Below are 25,880 nucleotides of genomic sequence, written 5' to 3' on the forward strand. Positions count from 1 at the left end.
CCACCCATAACTGGACTTTCATGGAGTCTTCCCTTCAGAGTTATTTTTCCCCGTAGAGCAGATGATATTTGTAGTTATAGGCTATCCGTTTCCGGAATGGCATCTTCTTTTTCTGAATTTCCCTCACGTCTTTCAGGTCAAGGTCCTTTACATTTTTTAAACCTGCCTCCTTAAAGTATTCGAGCGTCTTTTCCGGCGGGACTCCGTGACAGTTAGGAAGTTCACTATTGATCTCTCTTGAATAGTGCCCTTTTCTGGGATTCCTTCTCTCGGCAAGCAAAGTGCAGAAATCGCTAACAAACCTCCTTGCCTTCGTTTCGAAGGTGCCGTCATTCCAGACCCCGTCAACAACAATAAGCACTCCTCCTTTCTTCATTACTTTTTTCCAGTTCATGACTGCGGTATCGGGGTGCGGAAGGGTCCAGAGCAGGTGGCGGTTGACAACAACATCGAAGGTATCCTCCTCAAAAGGAGGGGCTTCGGCATCCCCTTTTTTGAAGACGCTGTCAAACCCTTTCTTAGATGCTTTTTCCCTGGCTTTTGCAAGCATTTTTTCCGAAAGGTCAAGGCCTGTAACGTGGTGTCCCATTTCAGCAAACAGCAGCCCTATTTCACATGTCCCGCACCCTACATCAAGTATCTTTAGCCTGCCTGGAGGAAGCAGGCGTTTAAAAACACGTTTCCAGGCTTCCCTTTCGATTTCACTCTGAATTCCGTGCCCTTCCTGGCTGTCGTAGGTCTCGGATGAGACATCCCAGATACGAGCAATAGTTTGTTTTATCTGGTTTTCCTGAGTTGTCATGTTTTAATGCCTCTATTTATATTTTCAATTGAGGTAATGGTCCCGTTTTCAAGGTAAGCAATCCTGTGGCAGACTTTCCTTAACACTTCAAGGTTATGGGAGATCAGCAGGTAAGAAACCCCGGTTTCTCTCTGGAGTTTCTGCATAAGGCGCAGGATCTGAGCCTGGACTGAGACGTCAAGCATGGAAGTGGGTTCGTCAGCGACTATAAAATCAGGAGATAAAGCCATGATCCTTGCGAGCACTATCCTCTGGATCTCCCCTCCGCTGAGGTGGCCCGGATAACGGACAAGGTGTTCCGGACGAAGGCCAGTGAGTTCTGCCAGTTCTTCTCCTCGCTTCAGGAGGGAATCTTGCTTAAGCCCGGAATGGATTTTCAGGGGCTCGATAAGGTTTTCAAAGGCTTTCATGCGGGGGTCAAGGGAAGTTTCAGGGTGCTGGAAAATCATCTGGATTTTAGGGCGCAGTTTCCTAAACTCTTTTTTGCCCATGCTCAGGATATCCTCCCCATGGACCAGGATTTTCCCTCCGGTGGGTTTTTCGAGCCCTACAATACATCTTCCAATCGTGGTTTTTCCGGATCCGCTTTTTCCAAAAAGCCCCAGGGTTTCTCCGCGAGCTACTGAGAAACTGATGTTTTTGAACACCTCTGAAGTCCCAAACTTCATTGCCAGTTCGTTTACTGTAAGGACTGGAAATGACACCTAACCCATCCTCCTTTATGTTTTTTTATTTCTGGATGTTTTTTAGAGCATTCGATTCCCGAGCACCTGCATCTTTCATTGAAAAAACAGCCTTCTGGAAGCTTTATCCTGCTTGGACTCTGCCCTCTCAGGGGAACAAGCCCGTTTCGAGGTTGAGCACTAATAAGTCCTTTTGTATAGGGGTGTACAGGCGTGTTCAGCACTTTTGAAGCCTCGTTCAGTTCTACAATTTCCCCTGCATACATCACAGCTATTCGGTCACAGACCTCAAGAGCCAGATCAAGGTCATGTGTGATAAGGAGCATTGTCTTTCCATATTCTTTTTTTATTTTTGTGAAAAGATCAACTGCGCCTGCCTTCGCCTCAGGGTCCAGACCTTTTGTAGGTTCATCGGCGATTAAAAGTTCGGGTTCAAAGGAAAGGGACATGCAAGCTATTAGCCTTTGCCTCATACCTCCAGATAATTGATGAGGATACAGGGTACAGAGTTTTTCGGGGTCTGTCAAAAAGAGTTTTTTCATGAGCTTCAGGGATCTTTTCATCCCTTCCTTTTTGTCAACTCTCCTTTCTTCAAAAACCTCCTCTATCTGAAGTCCGTTTTTCAGGACAGGGTTCAGGGCACCGGCAGGGTTCTGAGGCATGAGTGAAATTTTCTTCCCTCTTATATTTCGGAGTTCTGAAGGTTTAAGGGAAAAGAGATTCTGCCCCTGGAAAATAACTTCTCCTGAAATCACTGCACTTTCCGGGAGTAGCCGGAGCAGGGCAAGCCCTATTACAGATTTTCCTGATCCACTTTCCCCTATAAGCCCGAATGTTTCTCCTTCTTCTACTTCAAAAGACACGTTTGAGACTGCTTTTACAGCATTTTCTCCTGCAGGGAATTCAACAGAGAGGCCTCTTATTTCAAGCAGGCTCAATAGATTTCTCCTCCTTCATGGTTTGGGTCAAGGATATCTCTCATGCCATCCCCAAGGATGCTGAAAATCACTACTACGAAGGTTATGGCAAGCCCCGGAAAAATCGTCTGATAAGGAGCTGTTCTCATAAATTCTTTTCCTGCGGAAAGCATCGCTCCCCATTCAGGAACATCAGCAGGAAGCCCTATCCCCAGAAAACTCAGTGTGGCAATGGAGAGAATCACATGTCCGATGTCGATTGTGGCAAGTACAATTAGAGGGGCGATAGCGTTGGGTACTATATGCCTGCGGATGATATAGAAATCATCTGCCCCGCTTGTAACCGCAGAAAGTACAAACTCCTGCTTTTTAATGGAAAGAACCTGTCCTCTCATTACTCTTGCATATTTTGCCCACTGGACAATGGAGAGAGCAAGCATCAGGTTGAATACTCCTCTGCCAAGCACTCCCATTATGGCGAGGGCAAAAATAACTCCAGGAAAGGACAGAAAGACATCTATAACCCTTGAGATCCCTTCATCCACAATCCCTCCATAGTATCCTGCTGCACATCCCAGTGCAGTTCCTGTAATCAAAGAAATAAGCACAACTCCGAAGGCAATTGAGAGAGAAGTCCTGGCACCTATCAGGATCCTGCTCAACAGGTCTCTTCCAAGGTAATCTGTACCCAAAAGGTGATCTTCGGAGGGACTAAGGTTCTTGTTCCTGAGTTCGTTTGCGTTTGGGTCATAAGGGGAAATAAATGGGGCGAACAGTGCAAGCCCGGTAAAAAGCAAAAGTGCAACCAGGGCAAAAAGCATATCTTTTCTTTGAAAGAGTCTTTTTGAAAATTCGCTTCCGTAGACTTCTGTTATCAATACATCTTCTTTTTTCAACTTCTTAGCAAATGCATTGTCCATTGTATCAACCATACCTTATCCGAGGGTCAAGATGTGTGTAGAGTATATCCACAATGAAATTCACAAGGAGGAACATGGTAACTATAGCAAGTACGCATCCCTGAACCATTGGCAAATCCCTGGCCGAAATCGAGTCCACAAGCAGGCTTCCTATCCCTGGCCAGGCAAAGATCTTTTCAATCACTACTGCCCCTCCAAGCAGGTTTCCCATTTGAAAGCCAATAACAGTAACAACAGGGAGCATGGCGTTTTTTAAGGCGTGTCTGCTGATTATTTTCCATACAGGAAGCCCTTTGGCTTTTGCAAACCTTATGTATTCCTGCCCAAGGGTTTCAAGCATGCTTGTCCTTGTAACCCTCATAACAGCAGCAACAGAGTGGAGAGAAAGGGCGGCTGCTGGTAAAATCAGGTTTTCCAGATTCCCGTAACCTGATACCTGGACAAGTTTTAGTTTTAGGGAGAATATTATGATAAGAATCAGTGCTATCCAGAATCCGGGCATCGAAACTCCAAAAAGCGTTACAATCCTTAGTATATGGTCCGAAATCCTGTTTTCCTGAAGAGCTGAATAGATTCCCAGGCTTACTCCTGCAAGTGTTGCAATAGCCATACTTGCCCCTGCAAGCTGGACCGTTGCCGGCAGGCGCAGAGTCAGGAGGTAAAGGACCGGTTTATTATATATATAGGAAGTTCCGATGTCCCCTCTCAATACGGCTTCTTTTACCCACCAGTAAAACTGCAGGTAAAGAGGGTCGTCCAGGTTGTACCTGCTTGAGATCTGGCTGAGCTGCTCTTCGGTTGCACTTTCCTCAAGACCAATAAGGGTGTGCTTGAGAATTAACTCAGCTGTGCCTCCTGGAATTACGTTCATAAGAAAAAAAGTCAGGGCGCAGACCGCAAAAACCGTAAATGCCATAAACCCTGCCCTTTTTATTAAATATTTCATACTTCCTCCTAAAACGGACAGAAGGCAAGAATACCCGTCTTTCCGTGTTATTTCAAGCGAGGGGAGGGTATAGATCTAAAATCTACACCCATTCGAGCATCCCTTTTTTATTTTTCGATATACATACCTGCATTTATACGGTAATCATGGGCAGTCGGGTCAAACACATATCCTTTTACGTGGTCTTTCTTTACAATTGCACAGCCGTAGTAAGCCACTATGATCATTGGCTGTTCTTCGTTTACAATGGCTTCGACCTCATTGAACTTTTTATAGCGCTCTTCCAGGTCCGTGATTTTTCTGGCTTCCGTTATCAGGGTATCTACTTTCTGATTAGAATATCCAGGTCCATTATCAGTGCCATTTGTCATGTACCAGTTCGTTAGAATATATTCGGGGTCCGGAACCATTGCAATGTTATAAGCGGCAAGGTAGAGATCCCAGTCACCTTTTTCTTTTCGGTCATAAATTGACCCCATTTCCATTACTTCTATCTCTACGTCTATGCCTGCCTCCTTCAATTGGGCAGCCATAGCTTCAGCCATTGGAGGAAGGCCCGGCCTTGCGGAATATGTCATCATGTTGAGATTGAGGGATTTTCCGTCTTTGTCTCTTATCCCGTCCCCATCAGTGTCTACCCAGCCTGCAGCTGTCAGGAGTTCGTCAGCTTCCTCAAGGTCCCTTGTATAAGGGCTCAGGCTCTTATTTGCCCAGACCATCGTGGGCAGGAAAGGACCAGCAGCAGCTTCTCCTACATTGTAGAGTACATGTTCTGCGATTGCGTGCCTGTCTATGGCATAAGACATGGCCTGTCTGACTCTGATATCTTCAAGAGGCTCATGTTTCAGGTTGATATCGAGTTTGTAAACCCTCGGTGTTTTGTATTTTTCTACTGTAATGCCGTCTATCGCATCGATTCGGTCTGTTTCACTGTAGGGCACATCAACGGTAAAGTCAACTTCTCCATTTTCTATTGCCATTGCTCTTGTGTTTGGGTCAGGTATCCCTTTAAGAATCATCTTATCAAGCCCGACTTTTCCTCCCCACCAGTTTTCATTCTTAACAACCGTCAGAATTCTGGTCTGTTCGTCAAAGGATTCAAATTTATACGGACCTGTTCCAATGGGTTTTATGAACTCCTCTGATTCGTCAAAAGAAGAGGGGCTTATTATGGCTGTATCGGGGTAATGGAGAATTCCAGGCAGAATGGGATTGATTTCCTTGGTTTTTATTTTGAGGGTATGGTCATCGACTGCCTCGATAGTGTCTACCTTGAGCATGGATGCGACTTTCGTGTTTGCTTTAATGACATTTTCCAGGGTGAACTTTACTTCTTCTGCGGTCATCTCGCTTCCGTCATGGAAGGTAACATTCTCTCTTAGTTTAAATTCCCAGGTATTTTCATCAAGCTGCTTCCAAGAACTTGCAAGCCCGGGTTTAAGGGAGAAATCTTCATTGGCACCAACGAGAGTTTCGGTTACTGCAGCTTTCTCACAGATAAGCGTTCCACCGTCTCCGTTTATAGTATTGATCGAGTCTATTTCCCACATTTCACCAAGTACAAGTGTATTATCTTCAGAGTCTCCTTCTTGTTGGGAGACTGCATCAGATCCTGAGGCTACTTCCATCCCGGAAACAGCTTCTTTTGCGTTGTTTTCTTCTTTACTGCTGCATCCGGAAGTAATCAGGATGGCGCAGGTCAGCAGAATAATTAACAATATAAAGAAAGGGGAGTTTTTATTTTTCATTTCGGAACCTCCGTCTGTTTTTAATGAATTTTATTTCCGGCCGCAGATGAGGTAGTACTGATAACTGCGTACAATCCGTTCACCTAACGGCATGTTCTCTTTCTGTGCCGCTCTTACCTCTTTCAGGTCAAAAACCTGGATCTTTTCAAAACCTTCACTCAACAGGTACTCCTTTACTTTTCCAAGCGGGGCCCCTCCGGAATGCGGAAGCTGGGCTTTGAGTTCATCGGAATATCCGGCGTGTCCTTTTCTGGGATCTTTTCTCTCAAGGAGCAGGGTTAAAAGGGAACCTGCACTTCTGCGGACTCTGGACTCTAGGGTCCCGCTGTCCCACACCCCATCGATAATCACAACCTTCCCATTTTTCCGCAGAATCCTCTTCCAGTTCTCTACGGCCGTTTTTGGATTAGGAAGGGTCCAGAGCAGATGGCGGCTGAACACAATATCAAAAGAAGACGTATCATAAGGGGGATTTTCTGCATCTCCTTCCTCAAAGGTTATGTCAGCTCCACGGGCTTCAGCTTTTGTTTTTGCTGCTTTCAGCATTTGTCTGGAAATGTCAATTCCAGTAACCTTATGCCCCATTTCAGCAAACAGTAAGCTTAATTCTCCTGTCCCGCAGCCGACATCAAGAATTTTCAAACCCTTTTTCGGAAAAACTTCCTGAAAAGCACGTTTCCAGGCATCTCTTTCTTTTTGGCTCTGGATCCCGTGTCCTGGATGGGTATCAAAAGTCTCGGATGCAAGGTCCCATTTATGGGCTACCATCTCTTTGATCTGGATTTCTGAAGACGACATTCATCAGTACTTGTTAATCCTCTAATTAATATTTTTCTATTTTGTAATACTTATTCTAATTAATTTATTCATTAGTAACATAGGATTCCCATATACTTACTATGATGTTGACAAAAACTATACGAACATTTGTGTATGTATTACTGAAAACCTCCTAAAAAATAGATTTTTTGTCTTTCGAGTCAGTTACAAGAATCCGGACGACTCAATACTGACAGAAGGGCAAAATTGGACGGGTAAAATGGTGCCAGGCTTTTTCCTGTACAACTGGTTTGCTTTTTCAACTGGTCAAACCCGATATGTTATATCCGGGGCAGGGTGCAGAATAGAAAAACCTTAAGATTTCAGGCAGGCTGCCCGGATCAATAATATATTTTTGTTTATAGGGGAAATTGGCCTTTTATAAAAAAGTTTTCACTATTGTCTTTTTTGAAGGAAAATCCCTTTTCCATCGACAATTTTATAAAATACTTGATTATATATTTTGAGCGCAAGATTCCAGTCTTCCGTTTTTATAGATATGTTGAGCTTTACATATCTGGAAGCTGTAGAGTTCTGGCTGGCGTTTTTTTCTGTGACCGGCCAATTATAAGGGGGTTCTGTCCCCTGTATTGAAATCTTGCCCCTGAATTATACCATAAATTAATGAATTTCTGTGAAAAAGTTACCTATAAATACAGTGTATCCTTCTGCGTTATGTTGAAATCTACATAATGCGATTCCTTCAAATATGCTGGCTGTATTACATTTATCCTGTCTGCATTCAACATCTTTGGCGTTATGTTTATTTAAACATAACGGTGAAACCTACGGCGGTGTACACATTGCATAAGAATTCAGATCAAGAGACACACAACATGGAGGCGATCCTTAAACAGGTAAAGGATCCTGAGCTGCTTTCACAGATTGAAAAGGTCGTCCCCTTTCACGGCTTCCTGACCTCCGGGGCGTTAATCGGCATCCAGATGCTCAATATCGCAAGACGGGAGCTCGATGTCCTGGACGGGGAGCGCATATACGTGACCTGTGAAACAAAAAGCTGCATGCCTGACCCCTTTCAGATCCTTGCCGGAGCTACCATCGGGAACAACGGTTTGAAGATCAAGAACTTTGGGAAAATGGCGGTCACGGTAAACAAACAGGCGTCTGAAGGGGTGAATGGAATAACAGGTATCCGAATCATCCTCGACACTGAGAAGACAAAGGACTATCCCAAACTCCATGCCTGGTACCTGAACACTGAAAAGCTTCCCCATGAAGAGGTTGTACCCATCCTCCTGGCTGCAGGAGAAAAGGTGTATTCCTGGAAACCTGTGGACCTGGAAGTTCCGGTCCGGAAGAAAAAGCGGATACAGTGCTGTAAAAATTGCGGTGAAATGTTTATTCAACACGATAATGAGCTGCTGTGCGGCGGATGCACAGAATAACGTTGAGAGGTAATCAAAATGCAAGATGATATGCGATTGTCTGTCTTTTCCGAAAAAAAAGATCGGCAGCTGGTCTATAAGCCTGAAAAATGCATTGGCTGCGGGACCTGTGTACAGGCATGCCCTAAAGGCACCCTGGCTGTAGGGGCTGTGGGAGCTATAGCAAGAGGGCTCCTGGATGCTGATTTTCTGGAAATGAAAGAGAGTGAAGACTGCATTGTCTGTGGAATTTGTGCGAAAGTTTGTCCCACAGGCGCTCTTGAATTGAAGCAGGAAGGAAAACCCCTCACTGACATGTCCTATATTTCCAGGGCCATGAGGCCGACGTCAGTAAATGAAAGCTGCGTCCACTGCGGGCTTTGTGAAGATATCTGTCCCAGAGGCTGTATTGAGGTCACAAGGGAGATTTCAACTGATGGGAACCTGAAGCTGGTTGGAAAGACCCACATTGATTCGGAGTGCTGTATCCACTGCGGCTGGTGTGCTGCAGTCTGTCCTGTGAATGCAATTTCCGTGGAAAAACCCTTTGAAGGACGCTGGACCCGGGATGAGACTGTCTGTCAGACCTGCCATACATGTGTGGAAGTCTGTCCTGCAAATGCTATTTTCAATAAAAAGGCTAAACCCGGAGAAATAGTCGAAAAGATTACGCACAGACCTGATGCCTGCATTTACTGCGGGGCATGCGCAGTTGCCTGTCCTGTAGATGCCATTGATGTTAGAAAAACCGCAATTCTGCCGGATGTGGAGAAAAAGGGCCCCCTCGAGAAAAAGATACTTGAAGCCCCTGTTCCGGAGGCTCTGCTCCGTACCTGCCTGGAAACGGATGAAGCTGCTTGCCTGGGTTGCGGAAACTGTGTGATTGTCTGTCCGGTAAATGCTCTCAATAACCGTGAACTTGCTGCAGGGCACCTTAACAACATGGACGAAAAAGCTCTCCTTGGGGTTAAGAACGGAATAATTTCGGTCGTAAACCAGGACCTCTGCGGAGCAGACGGAGCCTGTGCCCTTATCTGTCCTGTTAATGCGATCCGGCTTGTGAAAAAAGAGGTGGAATAAATGGCAGGAACAATTGCAATCAAGAATGGATACGTCTTTGACCCCCTCAACGAAATAAAAGGGGAGAGAATGGATGTCTTCGTCAGGGACGGAAAAGTCGTAAAAGAACTTTCTGCGGCCGAACTGATAAATGCAAAGGTCATTGACGCTTCAGGCATGACGGTCATGCCCGGAGGGGTTGACTCCCACTCCCACGTGGCCGGGGCAAAGGTCAATGCAGGGCGGTCGATGCGCCCCGAAGACCACTATAAGGCGACTCTCCAGAAAACTTCACTAACCCATTCGGGTTCAGGTTACACTGTCCCCTCGGTCTACAAACAGGGGTATGATTATGCAGCAATGGGTTACACAACTGTCTTTGAAGCTGCAGTCCCTCCTATTGAAGCCCGCCACACCCATGAAGAGATGAGAGCAACTCCACTTCTTGATATGGGCGGGTACATGGTGCTCGGAAACAACTTCTTTTTGATGCGCTACATCAGGGATGGAGACATAGAAAAGGCTGCGGCTTATGTTGCCTGGATGATGAAGACTCACAAGACCTACGGGATCAAATGCGTCAACCCTGCCGGAGTTGAGAACTGGGGTTGGGGTAAAAACGTAAGTTCGCTTGATGAGGCTAACATCCATTTCGAAATTACCCCCAGGGAGGTCATAAAAGGGCTTACCGAGATCAACGAACGCCTTGGAATGCCAATGCCTGTCCACCTGCATGCCAACAACCTGGGACACCCCGGCTGTTATGCAGTTACCAAAGATTCCCTGAAAATTCCTGATGGAGTAAAGACCAGACAGAACATGGACGTTGAATGGGCTGAAACCAAAATGGATCCTTCAAGGGACCGTTCCGTATACCTCACCCACCTGATGTTCAACAGTTTTGCAGGCACCACCTGGGCAGATTGTGAATCCGGTGTTAAAGACATTGCTAACTACATCAACAACAAAGATCACGTGGTAATCGACAGTGGGTGCACGCCCTTCGGAGAAGCCACTGTTATGACCGGAGACGGGCCTGCTATTCATGACCTTTACACGCTTACAGGAAACAAGTGGTCGAATACCGACGTTGAGATGGAATGCGGCTCAGGTGTCATTCCCTTTACTTACCTAAAGTCCAACCCGGTGCACAGTCTGCAGTGGGCAATGGGACTTGAATGTCTCCTGCTTATCAACGACCCCTGGAAGACCATCATGACTACAGACAGTCCCAATGGTGGGCCGTTTACGAAATATCCTGAGGTCATGACCTGGCTCATGTCCGAGGCTTTCCGGAAACAGACTTTCAGTGAATGCCACAAGTGGGCAAATGACAGGAGCGCACTCGGAGGCGTAAATCGGGAACTTTCCCTCTATGACCTTGCGATACTGACCAGAGCTAACCCTGCTAAGACAATTGGCATGGCTCACAGGAAAGGTTCTCTTGGCGTGGGGGCAGACGGGGATGTTACAGTCTATAACATAAACCCGCAGCAGCTTGACCCGAACAATTACGAGTCTCTCATCAGGACCTTCAGGAAAGCAGAATACACCGTGAAGGGCGGGGAAATTGTGGCTGTTAAAGGAGAAATCGTCTCCGTTCCCGAAAAGCGGACTTATTATTCCGAAGTGCACGTAGAAGACGAACGGGAAAAGGAGATGTTGGCCGACGTTAAGGAGTGGTTCAGGTACTACACCATGGGCTTTGCCAACTACCCGACTCCGGAAAAGTATCTGGAAAATCCGACTCCTATAAAGGTTAACGCTGAGAGGTGAAGTGATGTCAGAAGTAATTCTTACCCTTAAGAGAGAGATCGACATTAAACTGGAGGCAGATGTCATAACTCCTGACTCCTTTGCAGATAAAAATGCCGAAGAAATCGGAAGCCTGCCCATCTGGCAGGGGCCAAAGACCTACCCTCTTTCCGATTTTTTTGAAGTTAAAGGTAATGGAGGCAGCTCTGCAGCTGAGACTCTGATCCGCATAAAAGGCGACGTAATGAGGGTCAAAAGGATCGGAGAAGGCATGAGTGCAGGAAAAATTGAAATTGAAGGTTCTGCAGGCATGCATGTAGGGTCAGGGATGAAAGGAGGCGAGATTCTCGTGTCCGGAGATGCGGATTCCTGGGCTGGTATGGAAATGCTGGGCGGGCTCCTGCATATCAAAGGCAATGCCGGAGACCATGTTGGCTGTGCTTACAGAGGTAAATGGCATGGCATGAAAGGCGGCCGCATAGTGATCGAAGGCTCGGCGCGGCACCAGCTCGGAGGCGGTATGGACGGCGGAGAAATTCTGGTGGAAGGCAATGTTGAAGGCTTCTGCGGGATTCGCCAGAACGGCGGGGTCATCGTTGTTAAGGGCAGAGCTCTTCGCGGCGTTGGCGCTGAAATGGCAGCCGGTACCATAGTTATCGGGGGGTTAATCGAACGCTTCACTCCGGGTTTCGAATATACAGGTATGGTAGACGGACTCACCCAGGGTGGGGTTGAGCTAACAGGAGAATTCAAGAAGTTCACCGGGGACTATGCGATCAGCAAGCGGGCAAAAGGAGTGCTCTACGCGGCTGCAGATGCAAATCCGGAACTCTGAGGTGAGAAACATGGAAGTATTACTCATTACCGGAAGTACGATTGATGAAGGCAGGCTTGCCAAAGGCGGGGACAAGTTCACGGACGATTACACCATGGAATGCGCATCCTGCTGGCTTTCCCCTGTGGATTTCGTGTCACTCTGCTCCCCTGAAAAAGTGAAGGTTACAAGCCGGAACGGAAAGCATTCTGTCGTGGTCTATACGAAATGTACGGATTCAGTTTGTCCGGGGCATGTATTCATGCCAAGGGCTATCTGGTCCAATGTTATCATCGATCCGGACACCCTTTCTACAGGCTCTCCCCTCTACAAAGGTGCCCCCGTGCAGGTTGAGCCCACGGAAGAAGAGGTCCTGAGCGCTGAAGATGTAGTGCTGAAAGTTTATGTCGGAGGGCAGTGAGTATGATTTACAAAAACATAGTCTGTCCGGTCTGCGGGGCGGCTTGTGATGATATCCAGGTCGAGTTCGGAGACGGAAAGATTGAAGCTAAAAATGCATGTAAGATGGGAAACGCCAAGTTCAAGGAAGTTGTAAGTTCCCACAGGCTCAGGCAGCCCCTTATAAAGGGCGAAGGAAAACTGACCCCCGCAGCCTGGGACGAAGCCCTTGAAAAAGCTGCTGATATCCTTGTTTCGGCAAAGCGCCCCTTGCTTTTCATGGGCAGTGAAACCTCCTGTGAAGCGCATGAAGTCGGGCTCAAGATAGGGGAATACCTGGGTGCGATTGTTGACTCCAATGCAACAATCTGCCACGGACCAACAGCCATGGGAATCCAGGAATCCGGAAAAGTCGGAGCAACGGAAGGGCAGAAGAAAAACAGGGGCGACCTTATCATCTACTGGGGAACAAATCCTCTCGAGTCCATGCCGCGGCAGATGTCCAGATATGGGGTTTTCCCGAGAGGTTACTGGACCAAACGCGGGCGTTTCGACAGGACAGTCATCACCATCGACCCGAGAAAAACTCCCACTGCAGAGGCTTCAGACCTGCACATTCAGCTCAAACCTAACTCTGATTATGAACTGGCCAGTGCCCTCCTTACCATGCTCCACGGAAAAACTCCTCACCCGTCAGTTGAAGAGGTTACAGGTATCCCTATCTCAGTGATGGAAGAGATGCTAGATATGATGAAGAACTGTAACTTCGGAGCCATCTCAGTGGGGCTCGGGCTTTCTTCTTCAATTGGAAAGCACAGGAATGCCGAAATTGCCATGAACCTGGTAAAGGAACTGAACAATTACGCCAAGTTCACCCTGGGCGCACTCCGCGGCCACTGCAACGTGGCAGGCTTTAACCAGGTCGCCTCTTACATGTACGGATACCCCTTCGGGCTTGACTTCACACGCGGATACCCGCGCTACAACCCCGGGGAATTTACAACCGTGGATGTGCTGCGGGAAAAGGATGTGGATGCAGCTTTTGTGATGTGCGCCGATCTTGTCTGCCACATCCCTGCGGACTGTGCTTCCTATCTTGCCGAAATCCCTATGGTCTGCCTGGACATTGCTCCCTGCCCGAGTACAGCTGCTTCGGATGTTGTACTCCCCGGAGTCCTTGATGCCATGGAATGTGACGGAACCTTCTACAGGCTAGATGATGTGCCCGTGCACTTCGAACCTTTCACAACCTCGCCCTTCGAATTTACGAAGAGCAACGAAGATACCTTAAAACAGCTCTTTGCTAAGATCAAAGCAAGGAAGTAAGTTAAGTCTGTTTTCACGGATTCTCAGTTAAAGGATAGTGCAAAACAAACAGATGACGTGAGAGTGATATAAAGCTCTCACCTTTTTTATCTTTTCAGTTTCCTGTGAACACAATTTTTCCTGCAATATCATGTGGCTATCATAACTGCGAACGTAGTTGAAGTTTAAGGAATTCTTTAATATGTGTGCGTCCATTTATGGCTTGTTAGAATTGGCTGAATCGCCAGTTAACAAAGCATTGAACGAGGAGTATGTGAAAAATGTCACAGGAAAATAAAAACGATAAATCTTATTACGTTATCATTGCGCTATCAGTTGTTTTGGTGCTGATGTCAGCAACGATATACGCCATTTCACAGAGTGGGTCCGAAAAGGATACGGAAAATACTATTTCCATGAGCGGGTATTCTGAACAGAAAGTTGTCCCTGACACAGCAACATTGAGCATAGGTGTTGTAGTTCAGTCTGCAACTGCAAAGGAAGCATCCGATGAAAATGCAGCCCTTATGAGCGCTGTAATAGCAGAACTCAAAGCAATGGGATTGCAGGACAAGGAAATACAGACATCCTATGTTTCCGTGTACCCGGTATACAACTATGATACGGCACAAACAATCACAGGTTACTCTGCATCCAACAGTGTGCAGATCACAACCACGAAGCTCGACAACCTGAGTGAGATCATTGACAGGTCCACAGCTGCCGGAGCGAATGATATTGGACGCATTTCCTTCTCAGTATCTGGTGACATGCAAAAGCAGCTTCGTGAAGACCTGATGAATGAAGCAGTAGCTGACGCATCATCAAAAGCCACTACGCTTGCTAAGAGCCTGAGGGTTGAGATTACTGGCGTGCAGACTTCATCTGTAAGTGAAAACAGCGGTTCCAGAGTATATTACGAATACGATATGGTAACAGACGCAACAAAGAGCGCAGGGGCAGCTTCCACTCCTATTCAGCCAGGAGAGTCTACTGTTTCAATGTCAGTACAGGTCACATACTACATTGAATAAGAAATTTGGACTAAGTAGTTTGAACACTGAAGTATACAAATGATCAGGAGTTGCAGATGACGAATGTTATTTGCAACTTCTAAGGTCAACGCGTCTTCAAGCTCATTTTTTCAGGTAGTAATGCAATTTTTAATACTAATTTTGCTTTCCACAAGATCTTTCACCAAAATTCGATATTTCAATCAAAAAGTGAAAAAATCACTGGATTTTGGAACGGAGTCAAAATCCCTACTTTTATATTTTTTAAAGAAACTTCGTATTCTATCAATAAGTTTCCTTATGAGTGGTTTTGTATAAGGTTTTCGCGATTGAATATTTTTTGCTCTCCAGGGTCACACTATAGTACGGAATTAGCTCAGGAGAAAAGCCCATAATAAAATCCACAAATGTAGGAATATTTGCTGCCATTACGTTCATGTATTTGAAGTCTCGGGACTTCAGGTCGAGAAATTCATTATAATACAGAAGAGCAATGGGACCCAAACGATCAAAATCAGGGTTCAGGGCTGAGGTCCAGATTATAGCGCATTTCTTTCCGTACAGATTTAAGTGAGCTGCAACAGCTTCACCCTCGGGTGTTTCTGAGACAAACATGTATCCAATGTTTTTTTCCTGAATCAACTTAAATACTCTTTCAAAGAACCCTCTGGACAAGGGAGGCTCTAAATTCTGCTTTTTATAGGCCAGTGAAAGCAGACGGTAATAAGTTTCAGGGTCATTCAATGCCCTGGTTTTAAGTCCTGCCTCAGTTGCGGTTTTAAGTTCCATCTGTCTTTCCCTTGAAAGGTTGCTGTCTATGTTTTCTTTCAGATCCAGATAATGTGTATAATGCACGGCGGAATCCCATCCATTCCACGTAAACGGTCTTATATCCTCAAAGCCTGGAGCGAACGTAAGATGAATGCTGTCAAATCCCTGCTTGCATAGAAATTCCCTGAGGGGATTGAGGATATCATGAGTTTCCTGTATACGTTTACTTGCTTTAGAGCTGGCACTCTCTTTTATAAGAGGCCCACTGTAGCTGGTCATTCTACAGGTTGAAGTTGCCACTTTCAATATTCCCCTTATATTTTTTACAAAAAGGGGGCATCCTCCTACAAGCTCACCGTTTTTGAAACAGCCGTAGATTTTTAGATCTATTGACAGGGCATCCCTGCAAATTTCAAGCCATTCACTGGTATGAAAGAGTATACCGGGTTGAGCTTTTTCGACAAGCAAATTCCATTCTTTGTATTCGGATGACAATAATTCTCTAACTTCAATTCCGTCCAATTTTAAGCCTCGTGCAAACAGATAATTATTTTTATCTGTGATGAATGACTCAGTTCCGATATCTGGTGGTAAAGTGAATGTTACTCGTCAACAAAAAATAAAATGAATTTTTACGTTTATCTGCCGAAAGCAGGTTTGATTCAATCTCCATCTGAACAGCCGTTTAACTCCTAAATATTATTGCATGATATTTGTATTCATAATACATTGATTGTACACAAATCATTTCAAAACCATTTTTATTTGCAATTTTTTTAATTTTATTGGGATAATGGGAATACCCCAAAATGTCTCTCGGACGTTTTTTCAAGCTTGATGATATTGAATTTTTTACCCCACAAACCACTTTGCTTAATATTTTCCTACAGCTTTTATCCTGTGAAAACAGCCCTATTTTCCACAATGGGTATAAGCGAGGGTCCAGCATGTCAAACAATACTATTTTTCCGTCTTTATTAATATATTTTGATGCATTGAAAATAAAATCATCAATTTCTTGATATGTCAGGTACTGCAATACTCCAGCTGCATTTATTCGGTCAAAGGAAGAGTCCAGCTTGTCCCAGACAGTTTTGTCGTCAGCCAGAATTAAAGTTGTATTTTCACAATTCCTTTCCTTTATTTTTTTGCTTGCTTCCTCAAGCATGGACGGGGAAAAGTCAACTCCTATCGTCTTTTCATATTCTGGCGCATAGTAAACCAGGAGTTCTCCAGCTCCGCACCCAAAATCAAGAAGGGTTTTTCCACCATCCAGATGGAATAATTTTTCCCTTGCCTCCATAGCAAGAAATTCTTCAGCTGAAGATCTGTGACCCCCACTTCTCTTATCTGCAAAAAACTCTTCCCATACGTTTTTTGGTTTCAATATCTTTTTTTCATATTCCACAGACCTGTTTTTTTCATAAATCTCAGACCCTTTTTTTTCATGTCCCACCGCCATATTTTCTTTATACCCCCAAATATTGCTTTTTTACCTCTCCCCATGCACTCTAAAATTGCTACACTATCAGTTCTCTTAGTTATTCCCCAAAATCACTCTAAACTGTAAATATATACTAAATAATTCTATTTTCATGCCTATATATAAGTTTCTCTGGCGGTTGAAGCTTCTTCAAATTTGTTTTTTAATATTCATTGCTTCCCGGTTCTATCTTTCTTTCCGTTCATGAATATGAATCTCTTCCCAATTTATTCTTAATTTAAATCCATATGATCTCAAAAAAATTATGTAGTCTTTGAGTCATAGTTTCTCGGTTTAAGCGAGTAAGTATATAATTAAAAAATTTAAAAAGTGTTTTATACTCTACCACTATCTCATTTAAGGAAATTGTGCAGTTGAGTTCTGAAGTCAGTAGTATAGAACACTAAGATTTCTAAATATGCCATTTTTCACAAACTTGCAAGTACTTGATTTTGAGATTAATTTAAAGCAATAGTAAGAGTTAGAGCCCTGAATTAACTAATAAAGGTCTGATTTAAATGTTCAAAAAAAGCAATATCGTCAAATGGCTGATGCTTACATTATTTATTTATATTTTATTATCCGGTTCTGCAAGTGCAGATGATAGTGAACTGAATGATTCCGAATCTAATGAAATCTCTGATTCTATTACGGAATTCGCAAACGATCTCTCGTTCATAGCCTACAGGGGAACCATACCGGAAACAATTGATCGGGAATGGGAAAATTCAATTGCAGATTGCTGGCTAAATCTTAACAAAATAGGGCCTTCCTATTCCGAATTTGACAAGTCTATTAAAAGCGTTGCTGCCAGTGATGTAATAATTATTGAACTGGGTTCTGCCTATAAAGGAGAAGTAGATAACTCCAGAATTGACGCTATGTATCAGAAAATAGAGAATTACTGCGAAGAGCAGGAAGGAATAAGTGATATTCCTGTGGTTTTTATGTGGGCACAGGACGAGGAAGATCTTCCGTTACCGGACTATGGGCCTCAGGTTTTCGAGGAAGTTAAAAATGAGCCCGGATTCATAGCTACTCGGGGAATTATGCCTGTTATTACAGATCCCAGTGAAAAAGTTGAATGGACAGAGACAGCAGGGAAGTGTATTCACAGCTTCAGTGGTGATCTTCGGCCCTACATGAAATCATCTGGTGGACAATTGACTGGTTTTGGCCATAATTATAGGGGATATATTTTTGTATGTTTTGATCCCGAATCTATAGAAAGTGTTAATGATTCTATAATTGATGAAATATATCTAATAATTGAGGAACATTCTGAACAAAAAGGTGTAAATGATGTACCGGTAGTTTTTGAGTGGAGAGGAGAGTCAATTGAAGATATAGCAGTAGTTGATGGACCATATCCTGATGAAGCTGATGATTCCAATTTATCAGGTAATGAAGAAGAGATCACTGGTAATGAGACAACCAATCAAATGCCTGGTTTCACTTTTATAATGTTAGTTCTGTGCTTATTGTTCTTAGTTAAATCAAGAAAATAAAGCTTGCATCTTAAGCAGGTTCCTCAAAAACGACTTTTTTAAGAGTTATTGTCCTGGCGCTGATCAAATCTCACAGCCGGAGTTATAAATTATGATAAGTGAAAGTACAAAGAACTTGCATATCGCAATATTTGCTTCCCACAAAGGAACCAATATGCAAGCGATCATTGATGCTTGCAGAAGAGGGGATTTGAACGGGGAAGTATGTGCTGTTATAAGCAATAACTCAGATTCGCAGGCATTGGAGAAAGCGAGAATTGCAGGAGTTCCTGAATATCATCTAAGTAATAAAACACATCCAGAAGACGATGAATTAGATGAAGCAATATGTACAGTACTGGCTGAAAGCGGTGCAGACATAATCGCGCTTGCAGGGTACATGAAAAAGCTGGGCCCTAAGGTTTTGAAACAGTACAAAGGACGTATACTCAACATTCACCCTTCACTCTTGCCCAAATACGGCGGCAAAGGAATGTATGGAGCTTACGTACACAGAGCGGTTATTGATGCCGGAGAGAATATAACAGGAGTTACAATTCATCTGGTAGAAGAGGAATATGATACAGGAAAGATAATTCGGCAATGTGAAATTGAGGTTCTGGAAGGTGATACGATAGATTCCCTGTCAAAAAGGGTACTTGAAAGAGAAAACGCCTTCTATGTGGAGACCTTGAAACTGATAAGTGAAGGTGTAATCAAATTGTAATGGCAGAGATGGCAATGATAAGTGATTAATTTAGTCATTGTTTCTGTGTATTGATTGTCAAGTGCTCGTAATGTAATACTGGATCAATGGCTATTACTCCATAGGTATCGCTCTTCCTGTGTCTTTCAAGCAGACTTATTTTCTTCTCGTTCTTTTCTTCTGAAAGCTACCTTCTCCCCGCACCACTTATGTAACTTTTTCGTTCCTCCCGCCTCACTGACCACCGTAAGCATTGTTAAGGGGTCAATAATTCGGGTTCCCATTATTGCAGTAATACCTCTACTAAAAAACGGTGCCGGATAGAGAGGCGCGCTTGGGCCGAGCAGGACAACTTCCCTTGCTGCACCCCGGAGGGAAAGAAGTTCATCAAAAGTCCGGTTGGCGAGGGTGCTTGCACTGAGAATTATCACATCCGATGAAGGGAGTATTTCTCTGGCTTTTTCCGAGGGCAGGGTCATGGTTTGAGGAAATTCGATTTCACGCTTTTCAAGGACTGTAAGCTTATCGGTTATTTTCAGTATTCTCGGGACAAGAGGGCCGAAGTAACCTACCATTGCAACTTTATCTTCAGGTTTTATGAGGTCAAGGATATCTATGCTTGAAACAGGAAAGTGTTCGGGCTTCAGGTCACAGAGCATGTGGGAAAGCGCGTTTGCAGTTGCAACTCCAACTGCAGCTTCAAGTGGGTTTTCTGACAGAACAAGTTCAAGCAGTTTATCCGCAGTTTTGCCTTTCAGGGTATCTGCAAAACCGAGGGCAGGGCAGCCTGAAAACTCATAGAGGGGGGTGCAGGCCACCCCTCCGTAGCTTTCTGAAAGCAGGACTCCGGTATAGGCAAGCCCTATCCTGACGTCTTTTACCTCGATTTCTTCAAAGGAGGGGCCAAAGTCTTTTTTGAGCGCACTTACAAGGGTGGGCAGGATTCCTTTTTCTTCTTTTTTCCCGGTTTCCTGTAAATTTTTGCTTTCTGGCATGAGTCCACCTTTTATTTTCTCAGCTTACAGTCTTTCGATCTTCGTTGTAAAGTCAAGAGGAGTTGCATAATAGGGAGCGCTTGTGACGATTATGTCCACTAGAGGGGCGTATTCGGGGATTCTTTTTGCCTCGATTCCTCCGACTGCAAGTTCAAGTTTCGGGTTCAGCTTCTTAAGTTCGGGCCCGACCTTCTGCATTTCTGCCGGAGACAGGTGGTCAAGGAGCATTATATCTGCATGTATTGCGTACCTGAGGGCTTCTTCCCTCGACCGGGGCTCGATTTCTATTTTTTTCATAGCTCTGAGTTCTCCCAGTTCCCCGGCAACTTCCAGGTGGTTCTGGCTGAGCTGGATGGAATCGCTGAGGGAGTTCCTGTGGATGTCTCCTCCGCCTGCCCGGACGGCTTTAAGCTCAAATAAGCGGACTCCGGGGTGGGTCTTTCGGCTTGTTGCAATAATAAGGCCAGGGTTTGCCTTCCGGCCAGCGCTTACGAAAGAGGCTGTTCTGGTGGAAATGGCGCACATGAGCGAGAGGAATGTCTGGGAAACCCTCCAGAGCTTGAACAGGAGTTTTAGGTCTCCTTCGGCTTCGATAATCGCATCTCCGGGCTTGAAAGGCTGACCATCTTTGAGGCAATTCAGGTTTTTCAGACCTTTTCTTTCATAATATTCCGCCAGGTCGCCGGCGCAGGCACAGATCCCTTTTTCTCTCGAAACAATCCTCATTTTTCCCCTGCCTTCAAGCCTGAGCAGTTCTGCGCTTTCATCCTGATAGGGACAGTCTTCATAAAAGTAAAGCTCAAAAAGGTCTATCATGTTTTGCCTCAAAAATTCCCTTCATAAATTTCTTATTTTTATGTTTCTATTTTCCTTTGCTGCCGTTTTTTTCCCTTGCTACCGTTTTTTCGTATCAATTTCTTTGATTCCGGCCTGTGTCCACTTTATTTCTAATTTTTCCACGCACCTGTATGGGATTTAAATGATATGTTTGAACATACATAACGGTTAATAAATCTTTTTACAAAAATAGTGTATACAAATATTATTTAAAAGTCGTATAAGGCGCAGGCTACGCTTCATTCCTCAATTTTCAAAAAAACAAATAAAGGCGTTTTCTTCTCTATTTAAAGTTCCAGAATTCTATTTCTATACTTATCGATTTCTTCTGCCCCTTTTTCCTTTGAAAAGCTGCTCACTTCATAGAGGATGTAAGAAGGCAGCACTTTCATCCCCATGAACTCAAAGACGCAGTGGGTTACGGATTCCAGATGTCTGTTCATGTCCCCGTGTACCCCTCCTTCTACATACAATGCCTGCGGAGTCCCGGTGGTGGCGACAATCATTGCTGATTTTCCTTTCAGGAGCCCGGTTTCGTAGGTGTTTTTTGTAATCGGGTTAAAGCTAAAGCCCGGAGCCAGAACCCGGTCAATCCAGCCTTTCACTATCGCGGGCATGGACGTGAAGTAGATCGGAAACTGGAAAATCAGCAGGTCAGCCCATTTTACTTTCTCCATCTCAGCCAGGATGTCGGGAGCAAAAGCCCCGGCTTTGGAAGCTTGGATTGCTTCAAAGAAAGGCTTGAAAATGTCCGGTTTTTTCCGGTCCGTGAAATCCCCCTCAGTGAGCACGGGATTGAAGTTCATTGCGTAAAGGTCTGAGAGTTTGACTTCGTGACCCTTTTCCTTCAGGGCAGAGAGAGCTGTTTCTTTCAGGGCAGCGTTAAATGATTTAGGTTCCTGATGCGCGTAAATGTACAAAATTTTCATTTTATTCCCCCTTATTCTACCTATGGAATTCGTTTCCCTGAATAAAAATGTAAGGCTGCCTCTTTCGTTAAGTTACGGATGGAGCTTTTTCAAAAGCCATGCCATGTTCTGGCCCAGGGTCTCCATTGTCCGGACACCTTCTTCATCCTTTTCAACGTCCCCTTCGGCAAGCCCTATTCCAATGTTCCAGTAGCTGGATCCGGGAATTATCATCTGGGAAATGGTGAAGAAATGGTTGATAGAATCAAAAACATGGATTGATCCGGCTCTCCTTACTGCAACAACGGCTGCTCCAACTTTGTACCTGAACATTTCGTTATTGACTTTCGCAACAAAGCCCGCCCTATCTATAAGAGCTTTGAGCTCAGGTGTCAGGTCGGCGAAATATGTAGGCGATGCAAGGATTATACCATCGGCTTCAATCATTTTTTCAATACATTCGTTGACAATGTCTTTGTCGATTACACACCTTCTATCCATGTTTTCGAAGCATTTCATACAGGCTATGCAGCCGTGAATGCTTTTTCCCCCAACCTGCACGGTTTCGGTTTCAATGCCTTCTTTTTCAAGTTCTGAAAAAACGTGTTCTATGAGAGAGGCTGTATTACCCTCCTTCCGCGGGCTTCCGTTAAATGCGACGACTTTCACTGTTTGTTTCCCCCATACTTATTACTCATTCACCTTTCAGCTTGCCGTAGCAAATTTCAAAAAGCTTTGATTTGTCTTCCTTCAAAGTCCTAAATTCTGCACTCTTTGCCTTCACAAAGATCCAGGTTTAAAATTCGCCTGGATTTCGGTTTTCAGGCAGATTATTCTTTCTTTTGACCGTACCTGTTGTGGTAAACTTTCTCTTCCCTATACCTTTCCTGAGGTTCGGGCTGCTGGGCAGGGTAGCCGATAGGCACAAGACCAAGAGGAAACACATGGTCAGGCAGCCCAAAAGCTTTACGAAAACCATCGACCCTGTCCTTCATCGGATAAATCCCCGTCCAGACTGCCCCAAGCCCGAAATCGTGAGCTGCAAGCAGGAGGTTCTGAGTGGCTGCCGAGCAGTCCTGTACCCAGTACCCGGGGGCTTTTTCCATAGTCGTATCCCCGCAGATCAGGATTGCGAGAGGAGCTTCCCTGCACATTCCGGCATAGGGGCTGTATGTGGGAATTTCATCGAGGATTTTTCGGTCATCGATAACAATAAAGACCCAGGGCTGGGCATTAACTGCGGATGGAGCACTCATTGCAGCTCTCAGCAGTTCGGTAACAAGCTCCCTCGGAACTGGCCTGTCGGTATATTTTCGAATGCTTCGGCGAGTGTGGATTGCTTCAAGAGTTTCCATATTCGGACTCCTTATTTATTCCTGAAAGAGCTCTAATAGAACCGGGCGAGGAAATGCCTCTTCAGTTTTCTCTCGCCCTGGTTTGTTTTCTTTCCTGTTTTATTTTTCTTTATTTGAACAGGTTAAGGCCTGTGTTTTTCGCTTTTTCCATAAGTTCTAAATTGTCCTTTACTTCTCCGGGAGCGTGATATCCCACTCCCACAAGGGTATCCTTTATTTCCATGGCCATGACGCCGGAAATTTGCCCTCCGAATTCTTCATAGACACTTTTGAAAGCCGAGGGCTCAGGCGCTCCCTGAACTCCTACAATCACAGCCTTTTTCCCGGCAGGGAGGCGGGGGGAGAAATCAGCGTTTATAAGTGAATAGCAGCGGTCAAGGAAGAGCCGCATCTGGCCTGTAAACTGGGCAAAGTAAATCGGGGAGCCGAATACAACACCGTCAGCTGCTGCAATCTCATTGAATACTTCCACAAGGTCGTCTTCAAGCTTGCATTCTTCGTGGGCCTTGCAGTAGTTGCAGCCCTGGCAGCCTCTGTAGTTCATTTCATTTAGGAAGAAGGTCCGGGTTTCGGCACCTGCTTCTGCTGCGCCTTCGAGGACCTGCTGGACAAGGACATTTGTATTTCCATTCTTTCGGGGACTTCCAACAATACCTATAACTTTCATTTTTACACCTTTTATCTGTTAATTTGAGCCTCTTTAACAAAATAGAGTCTCTTCTGTCAGTAACGTGTATTTGCTGATATTTAATTTACCGCAACTATACTTATATACCATACACGCAATCCGGATACTTAGTAACAAAAAGGATAGTATGAAAGCTTATGGTTAGTGAAGCAAAAAATAATAAACACTATAATTGTCCTGTTGAAGCAACTCTGGACGTAATAGGCGGCAAATGGAAACCCCTTATCCTCTGGCAGTTGAGAGCAGAGAAACTGCGATTTTCAGGGCTCCAGCAAAGCATGCAGGGGATTTCTCCCAAAATGCTCACAAAACAACTTCGTGAACTTGAAGAAGATGGGCTTGTCCTCAGGGAGATTTATCCTGAAATCCCGCCCAGGGTTGAATACTCTCTGACTGAATTTGGAAAAACTGTGCTTCCGGTTCTGGATGCGCTCTGTGAATGGGGAAATGGGTACCTCGGCAGGGAGTGCATGCTTGATAAAAAAAGGGCGTAAAAACCGTTGACAGGATTTTGCAGTAACTTCTTTTATCAACCTGTCAATTCCCGCGGGCCTGTCAATTCCCACGGGCCTGTCAATTTCCGCGAGCAGGTAAATTCCCTGCAGTCGGGTCAATTTTCACATTTTCTCCTGCTTCAGCTAACAGCTTGAACTCCCGGATAACCATAATCAGGGTTACCGTAAAAGCCAGGACATCTGCAAGCGGGAAGGCTGCCCAGACACCGAAGAGGTCCAGGTATTTAGGGAGTACAAGCACCAGGGGAATCAGGAAAAGTATCTGCCTGCACATGGACAGGAAAAGAGATGGTTTTGCTTTGCCCAGAGCCTGATAGAGTGCTGCTCCAACTACCTGGAATCCAATAAGCGGGGTTGCAAGCACCACTATCCTCACAGCACTTTTTCCTTCAACTATCAGCTGGTGGTCTCCACTGAAAATCCCAAAAAGCTGCTCCGGAAACAGGTAAAGTATCAGGAAACCTGCAACAGACATAACTGTGGTAGTGAGGATGGCAAGTTTTACAGTTTCCCTGACGCGTTCAAAGTTTTTTGCCCCGTAATTGAAACCCACTATCGGCTGAAGTCCCTGGATAATTCCGAACATGGGCATGAGTGTAAACATCAGGAGCCTGTTGATTATCCCGAACACGGCAATGGCTATGTCTCCTCCGTAGAAGGCAAGGAGGTTGTTCAGGATTATTACCATGAAACTCCCTGAAAAGTTTCTGGCAAAAGGGGACACCCCTATGGCAAGGACTTCTTTTATGATTTTGTTGTCCGGTTTGAGGTCAGCAGGGTGGAGTCTGAGTGTACTTTTTCCGCTCAGGAAGTAACGGATAACATAAAGCACTCCTATTGCCTGTGCCAGTACGGTTGCAATGGCAGCTCCCCTTATTCCCATCCCGAAGCTAAAAATAAAGATTGGGTCAAGCACAACATTGAGGCCGCCGGAGATGAGCATGGAGTTCATGGCGACTTTTGCGTTTCCTTCGGAACGGATCACAGCGTTTGTCACCATTGCAAGAGAAAAAAGGATAGTACCGTAAAGGATTACTTCCAGGTATTCAAGTGCATAAGGGAGAATAGTATCAGTCGCCCCGAAAATTTTCAGGAGCGGCACGATATAGATAAGCCCTGCTCCTGTTATCAGGAAGCTCGAAAACAGGGAAAGGAAGATCAGGTTTGCAAATATTTTTTCGGCTTTTTTCGGCTCTCTCTCCCCAAGGCGGCGAGATATGATGGACGCACCCCCGATGCCGATAGCAAGGCTTACAGCCATTCCGATCATCTGGATTGGAAATGCAACTGCAATTCCTCCGATTGCCTGGATGCTTTCGGCCCCATAGGCCCTGCCTACGAATACCGTATCCACAAGGTTGTAGAAGGCTTGCATCAGCATTCCTATGGTTGCGGGTACTGACATTTTAAAAAGAAGTTTTCCGATTTTTTCGTCTGCCAGCATCCGGCTTATTTCGTCCATCCTTTAATTCCTCTGAACTGTTTCCGCATATTAATTCTAATTGTTTTTATATTAAAGTATGAAACTTACAAGAACAGTTAATTGAATATAGTCTTATCGGCTTTATGG

The 25,880-nt window shown here is 44.9% G+C and carries 26 protein-coding genes; 10 read left to right on the plus strand and 16 right to left on the minus strand.

Annotation, left to right across the window (positions count from 1 at the left end; translation table 11 throughout):
- Nucleotides 1–40 precede the first annotated feature (40 nt).
- From EO98_RS05445 to EO98_RS05475, 7 genes are all read right to left on the minus strand, one after another.
- Nucleotides 41–802 (minus strand): class I SAM-dependent methyltransferase, encoded by a 762-nt coding sequence (locus tag EO98_RS05445; protein ID WP_048139933.1) that lies wholly within the window; start codon nt 800–802, stop codon nt 41–43.
- Nucleotides 799–1,506, minus strand: a complete 708-nt coding sequence (locus EO98_RS05450) for an ABC transporter ATP-binding protein (RefSeq protein ID WP_082098483.1) — start codon at nt 1,504–1,506, stop codon at nt 799–801. The genes EO98_RS05445 and EO98_RS05450 overlap by 4 nt, the downstream gene beginning before the upstream one ends.
- Nucleotides 1,482–2,423, minus strand: a complete 942-nt coding sequence (locus EO98_RS05455) for an ABC transporter ATP-binding protein (protein ID WP_048139931.1) — start codon at nt 2,421–2,423, stop codon at nt 1,482–1,484. Before EO98_RS05455 ends, EO98_RS05450 begins: the two co-directional genes overlap by 25 nt.
- Nucleotides 2,420–3,334: an ABC transporter permease gene (locus EO98_RS05460; protein WP_235283571.1), complete on the minus strand. Its 915-nt coding sequence runs from the start codon at nt 3,332–3,334 to the stop codon at nt 2,420–2,422. Before EO98_RS05460 ends, EO98_RS05455 begins: the two co-directional genes overlap by 4 nt.
- Entirely contained in the window at nt 3,327–4,268 is a 942-nt protein-coding gene (locus EO98_RS05465; protein WP_048139928.1) for an ABC transporter permease, read from the minus strand. The genes EO98_RS05460 and EO98_RS05465 overlap by 8 nt, the downstream gene beginning before the upstream one ends.
- Before the next feature lie 107 nt (nt 4,269–4,375).
- A complete protein-coding gene (locus EO98_RS05470) occupies nt 4,376–6,016 on the minus strand; it encodes an ABC transporter substrate-binding protein (RefSeq protein ID WP_048139926.1) in 1,641 nt (546 codons plus the stop codon).
- A gap of 30 nt (nt 6,017–6,046) precedes the next feature.
- Nucleotides 6,047–6,814, minus strand: a complete 768-nt coding sequence (locus EO98_RS05475; RefSeq protein ID WP_048139923.1) for a class I SAM-dependent methyltransferase — start codon at nt 6,812–6,814, stop codon at nt 6,047–6,049.
- 857 nt (nt 6,815–7,671) lie between these two features.
- On the opposite strand from EO98_RS05475, the gene EO98_RS05480 reads away from it, so the two are divergent.
- From EO98_RS05480 to EO98_RS05510, 7 genes are all read left to right on the plus strand, one after another.
- Complete coding sequence (locus EO98_RS05480) at nt 7,672–8,241, plus strand: FmdE family protein (protein WP_235283570.1); 570 nt, start codon at nt 7,672–7,674, stop codon at nt 8,239–8,241.
- An 18-nt stretch (nt 8,242–8,259) separates the two neighbouring features.
- Nucleotides 8,260–9,300, plus strand: a complete 1,041-nt coding sequence (locus tag EO98_RS05485) for a 4Fe-4S binding protein (protein ID WP_048139919.1) — start codon at nt 8,260–8,262, stop codon at nt 9,298–9,300.
- Nucleotides 9,301–11,055, plus strand: a complete 1,755-nt coding sequence (locus EO98_RS05490; protein ID WP_048139917.1) for a formylmethanofuran dehydrogenase subunit A — start codon at nt 9,301–9,303, stop codon at nt 11,053–11,055.
- Nucleotides 11,056–11,059: 4 nt separating this feature from the next.
- Nucleotides 11,060–11,869: a formylmethanofuran dehydrogenase subunit C gene (locus tag EO98_RS05495; protein ID WP_048139915.1), complete on the plus strand. Its 810-nt coding sequence runs from the start codon at nt 11,060–11,062 to the stop codon at nt 11,867–11,869.
- Nucleotides 11,870–11,879: 10 nt separating this feature from the next.
- On the plus strand, nt 11,880–12,269 hold the full coding sequence (locus EO98_RS05500) for a molybdopterin dinucleotide binding domain-containing protein (RefSeq protein WP_048140072.1): 390 nt from the start codon (nt 11,880–11,882) through the stop codon (nt 12,267–12,269).
- Between the two features lie 2 nt (nt 12,270–12,271).
- A complete protein-coding gene (locus tag EO98_RS05505) occupies nt 12,272–13,573 on the plus strand; it encodes a formylmethanofuran dehydrogenase subunit B (RefSeq protein WP_048139913.1) in 1,302 nt (433 codons plus the stop codon).
- Between the two features lie 260 nt (nt 13,574–13,833).
- Nucleotides 13,834–14,586, plus strand: a complete 753-nt coding sequence (locus EO98_RS05510) for an SIMPL domain-containing protein (RefSeq protein WP_048139911.1) — start codon at nt 13,834–13,836, stop codon at nt 14,584–14,586.
- Between the two features lie 264 nt (nt 14,587–14,850).
- On the opposite strand, the gene EO98_RS05515 is transcribed toward EO98_RS05510, so the two are convergent.
- Together EO98_RS05515 and EO98_RS05520 are read right to left on the minus strand one after the other, a co-directional pair.
- Nucleotides 14,851–15,858 carry a GNAT family N-acetyltransferase gene (locus tag EO98_RS05515; protein ID WP_048139909.1) on the minus strand — a complete coding sequence of 336 codons (1,008 nt, stop codon included), beginning with the start codon at nt 15,856–15,858 and terminating at the stop codon, nt 14,851–14,853.
- Nucleotides 15,859–16,021: 163 nt separating this feature from the next.
- Nucleotides 16,022–16,726: a methyltransferase domain-containing protein gene (locus EO98_RS05520; protein WP_048140070.1), complete on the minus strand. Its 705-nt coding sequence runs from the start codon at nt 16,724–16,726 to the stop codon at nt 16,022–16,024.
- 611 nt (nt 16,727–17,337) lie between these two features.
- On the opposite strand from EO98_RS05520, the gene EO98_RS05525 reads away from it, so the two are divergent.
- Nucleotides 17,338–18,327, plus strand: coding sequence for a hypothetical protein (locus tag EO98_RS05525; RefSeq protein WP_048139908.1), 990 nt, complete (start codon nt 17,338–17,340; stop codon nt 18,325–18,327).
- A 91-nt stretch (nt 18,328–18,418) separates the two neighbouring features.
- Nucleotides 18,419–19,033, plus strand: a complete 615-nt coding sequence (purN, locus tag EO98_RS05530) for a phosphoribosylglycinamide formyltransferase (protein WP_048139907.1) — start codon at nt 18,419–18,421, stop codon at nt 19,031–19,033.
- Between the two features lie 125 nt (nt 19,034–19,158).
- Here purN and EO98_RS05535 read toward each other — a convergent pair whose 3' ends face one another.
- The 6 genes from EO98_RS05535 to EO98_RS05560 all read right to left on the minus strand — a co-directional run bounded on the left by EO98_RS05535 (nt 19,159) and on the right by EO98_RS05560 (nt 23,774).
- Nucleotides 19,159–20,007, minus strand: coding sequence for a Rossmann-like domain-containing protein (locus EO98_RS05535; protein WP_048139906.1), 849 nt, complete (start codon nt 20,005–20,007; stop codon nt 19,159–19,161).
- Nucleotides 20,008–20,031: 24 nt separating this feature from the next.
- The gene (locus EO98_RS05540) at nt 20,032–20,823 is read right to left on the minus strand and encodes a nicotinate-nucleotide pyrophosphorylase (RefSeq protein WP_048139904.1); all 792 of its coding nucleotides are present in this window, start codon (nt 20,821–20,823) and stop codon (nt 20,032–20,034) included.
- Nucleotides 20,824–21,131: 308 nt separating this feature from the next.
- Entirely contained in the window at nt 21,132–21,773 is a 642-nt protein-coding gene (locus tag EO98_RS05545; RefSeq protein WP_048139902.1) for an NAD(P)H-dependent oxidoreductase, read from the minus strand.
- Between the two features lie 72 nt (nt 21,774–21,845).
- Nucleotides 21,846–22,421 carry a flavodoxin family protein gene (locus EO98_RS05550; RefSeq protein ID WP_048139900.1) on the minus strand — a complete coding sequence of 192 codons (576 nt, stop codon included), beginning with the start codon at nt 22,419–22,421 and terminating at the stop codon, nt 21,846–21,848.
- Between the two features lie 161 nt (nt 22,422–22,582).
- The gene (locus tag EO98_RS05555) at nt 22,583–23,107 is read right to left on the minus strand and encodes a nitroreductase family protein (RefSeq protein WP_048139898.1); all 525 of its coding nucleotides are present in this window, start codon (nt 23,105–23,107) and stop codon (nt 22,583–22,585) included.
- Between the two features lie 109 nt (nt 23,108–23,216).
- Nucleotides 23,217–23,774 carry a flavodoxin family protein gene (locus EO98_RS05560; RefSeq protein WP_048139895.1) on the minus strand — a complete coding sequence of 186 codons (558 nt, stop codon included), beginning with the start codon at nt 23,772–23,774 and terminating at the stop codon, nt 23,217–23,219.
- Between the two features lie 158 nt (nt 23,775–23,932).
- Here EO98_RS05560 and EO98_RS05565 point away from each other — a divergent pair, with 158 nt between their 5' ends.
- Nucleotides 23,933–24,289, plus strand: a complete 357-nt coding sequence (locus EO98_RS05565) for a helix-turn-helix domain-containing protein (protein ID WP_048139893.1) — start codon at nt 23,933–23,935, stop codon at nt 24,287–24,289.
- Nucleotides 24,290–24,368: 79 nt separating this feature from the next.
- Here the strand turns inward: EO98_RS05565 and EO98_RS05570 are convergent, their stop codons facing one another.
- Nucleotides 24,369–25,772: an MATE family efflux transporter gene (locus tag EO98_RS05570; protein WP_048139891.1), complete on the minus strand. Its 1,404-nt coding sequence runs from the start codon at nt 25,770–25,772 to the stop codon at nt 24,369–24,371.
- Nucleotides 25,773–25,880: the final 108 nt, after the last annotated feature.

Source organism: Methanosarcina sp. 2.H.T.1A.6 (assembly GCF_000979455.1).
Lineage (GTDB): Archaea > Halobacteriota > Methanosarcinia > Methanosarcinales > Methanosarcinaceae > Methanosarcina.

Coding starts and splice junctions, on each gene's coding strand:
- EO98_RS05445 (WP_048139933.1), bottom strand. CDS start 802: ATGACAACTCAGGAAAACCAGATAAAACAAACTATTGCTCGTATCTGG.
- EO98_RS05460 (WP_235283571.1), bottom strand. CDS start 3,334: ATGGTTGATACAATGGACAATGCATTTGCTAAGAAGTTGAAAAAAGAA.
- EO98_RS05465 (WP_048139928.1), bottom strand. CDS start 4,268: ATGAAATATTTAATAAAAAGGGCAGGGTTTATGGCATTTACGGTTTTT.
- EO98_RS05470 (WP_048139926.1), bottom strand. CDS start 6,016: ATGAAAAATAAAAACTCCCCTTTCTTTATATTGTTAATTATTCTGCTG.
- EO98_RS05475 (WP_048139923.1), bottom strand. CDS start 6,814: ATGTCGTCTTCAGAAATCCAGATCAAAGAGATGGTAGCCCATAAATGG.
- EO98_RS05480 (WP_235283570.1), top strand. CDS start 7,672: ATGGAGGCGATCCTTAAACAGGTAAAGGATCCTGAGCTGCTTTCACAG.
- EO98_RS05485 (WP_048139919.1), top strand. CDS start 8,260: ATGCAAGATGATATGCGATTGTCTGTCTTTTCCGAAAAAAAAGATCGG.
- EO98_RS05490 (WP_048139917.1), top strand. CDS start 9,301: ATGGCAGGAACAATTGCAATCAAGAATGGATACGTCTTTGACCCCCTC.
- EO98_RS05495 (WP_048139915.1), top strand. CDS start 11,060: ATGTCAGAAGTAATTCTTACCCTTAAGAGAGAGATCGACATTAAACTG.
- EO98_RS05500 (WP_048140072.1), top strand. CDS start 11,880: ATGGAAGTATTACTCATTACCGGAAGTACGATTGATGAAGGCAGGCTT.
- EO98_RS05505 (WP_048139913.1), top strand. CDS start 12,272: ATGATTTACAAAAACATAGTCTGTCCGGTCTGCGGGGCGGCTTGTGAT.
- EO98_RS05510 (WP_048139911.1), top strand. CDS start 13,834: ATGTCACAGGAAAATAAAAACGATAAATCTTATTACGTTATCATTGCG.
- EO98_RS05525 (WP_048139908.1), top strand. CDS start 17,338: ATGTTCAAAAAAAGCAATATCGTCAAATGGCTGATGCTTACATTATTT.
- purN (WP_048139907.1), top strand. CDS start 18,419: ATGATAAGTGAAAGTACAAAGAACTTGCATATCGCAATATTTGCTTCC.
- EO98_RS05535 (WP_048139906.1), bottom strand. CDS start 20,007: ATGCCAGAAAGCAAAAATTTACAGGAAACCGGGAAAAAAGAAGAAAAA.
- EO98_RS05540 (WP_048139904.1), bottom strand. CDS start 20,823: ATGATAGACCTTTTTGAGCTTTACTTTTATGAAGACTGTCCCTATCAG.
- EO98_RS05545 (WP_048139902.1), bottom strand. CDS start 21,773: ATGAAAATTTTGTACATTTACGCGCATCAGGAACCTAAATCATTTAAC.
- EO98_RS05555 (WP_048139898.1), bottom strand. CDS start 23,107: ATGGAAACTCTTGAAGCAATCCACACTCGCCGAAGCATTCGAAAATAT.
- EO98_RS05560 (WP_048139895.1), bottom strand. CDS start 23,774: ATGAAAGTTATAGGTATTGTTGGAAGTCCCCGAAAGAATGGAAATACA.
- EO98_RS05565 (WP_048139893.1), top strand. CDS start 23,933: ATGGTTAGTGAAGCAAAAAATAATAAACACTATAATTGTCCTGTTGAA.
- EO98_RS05570 (WP_048139891.1), bottom strand. CDS start 25,772: ATGGACGAAATAAGCCGGATGCTGGCAGACGAAAAAATCGGAAAACTT.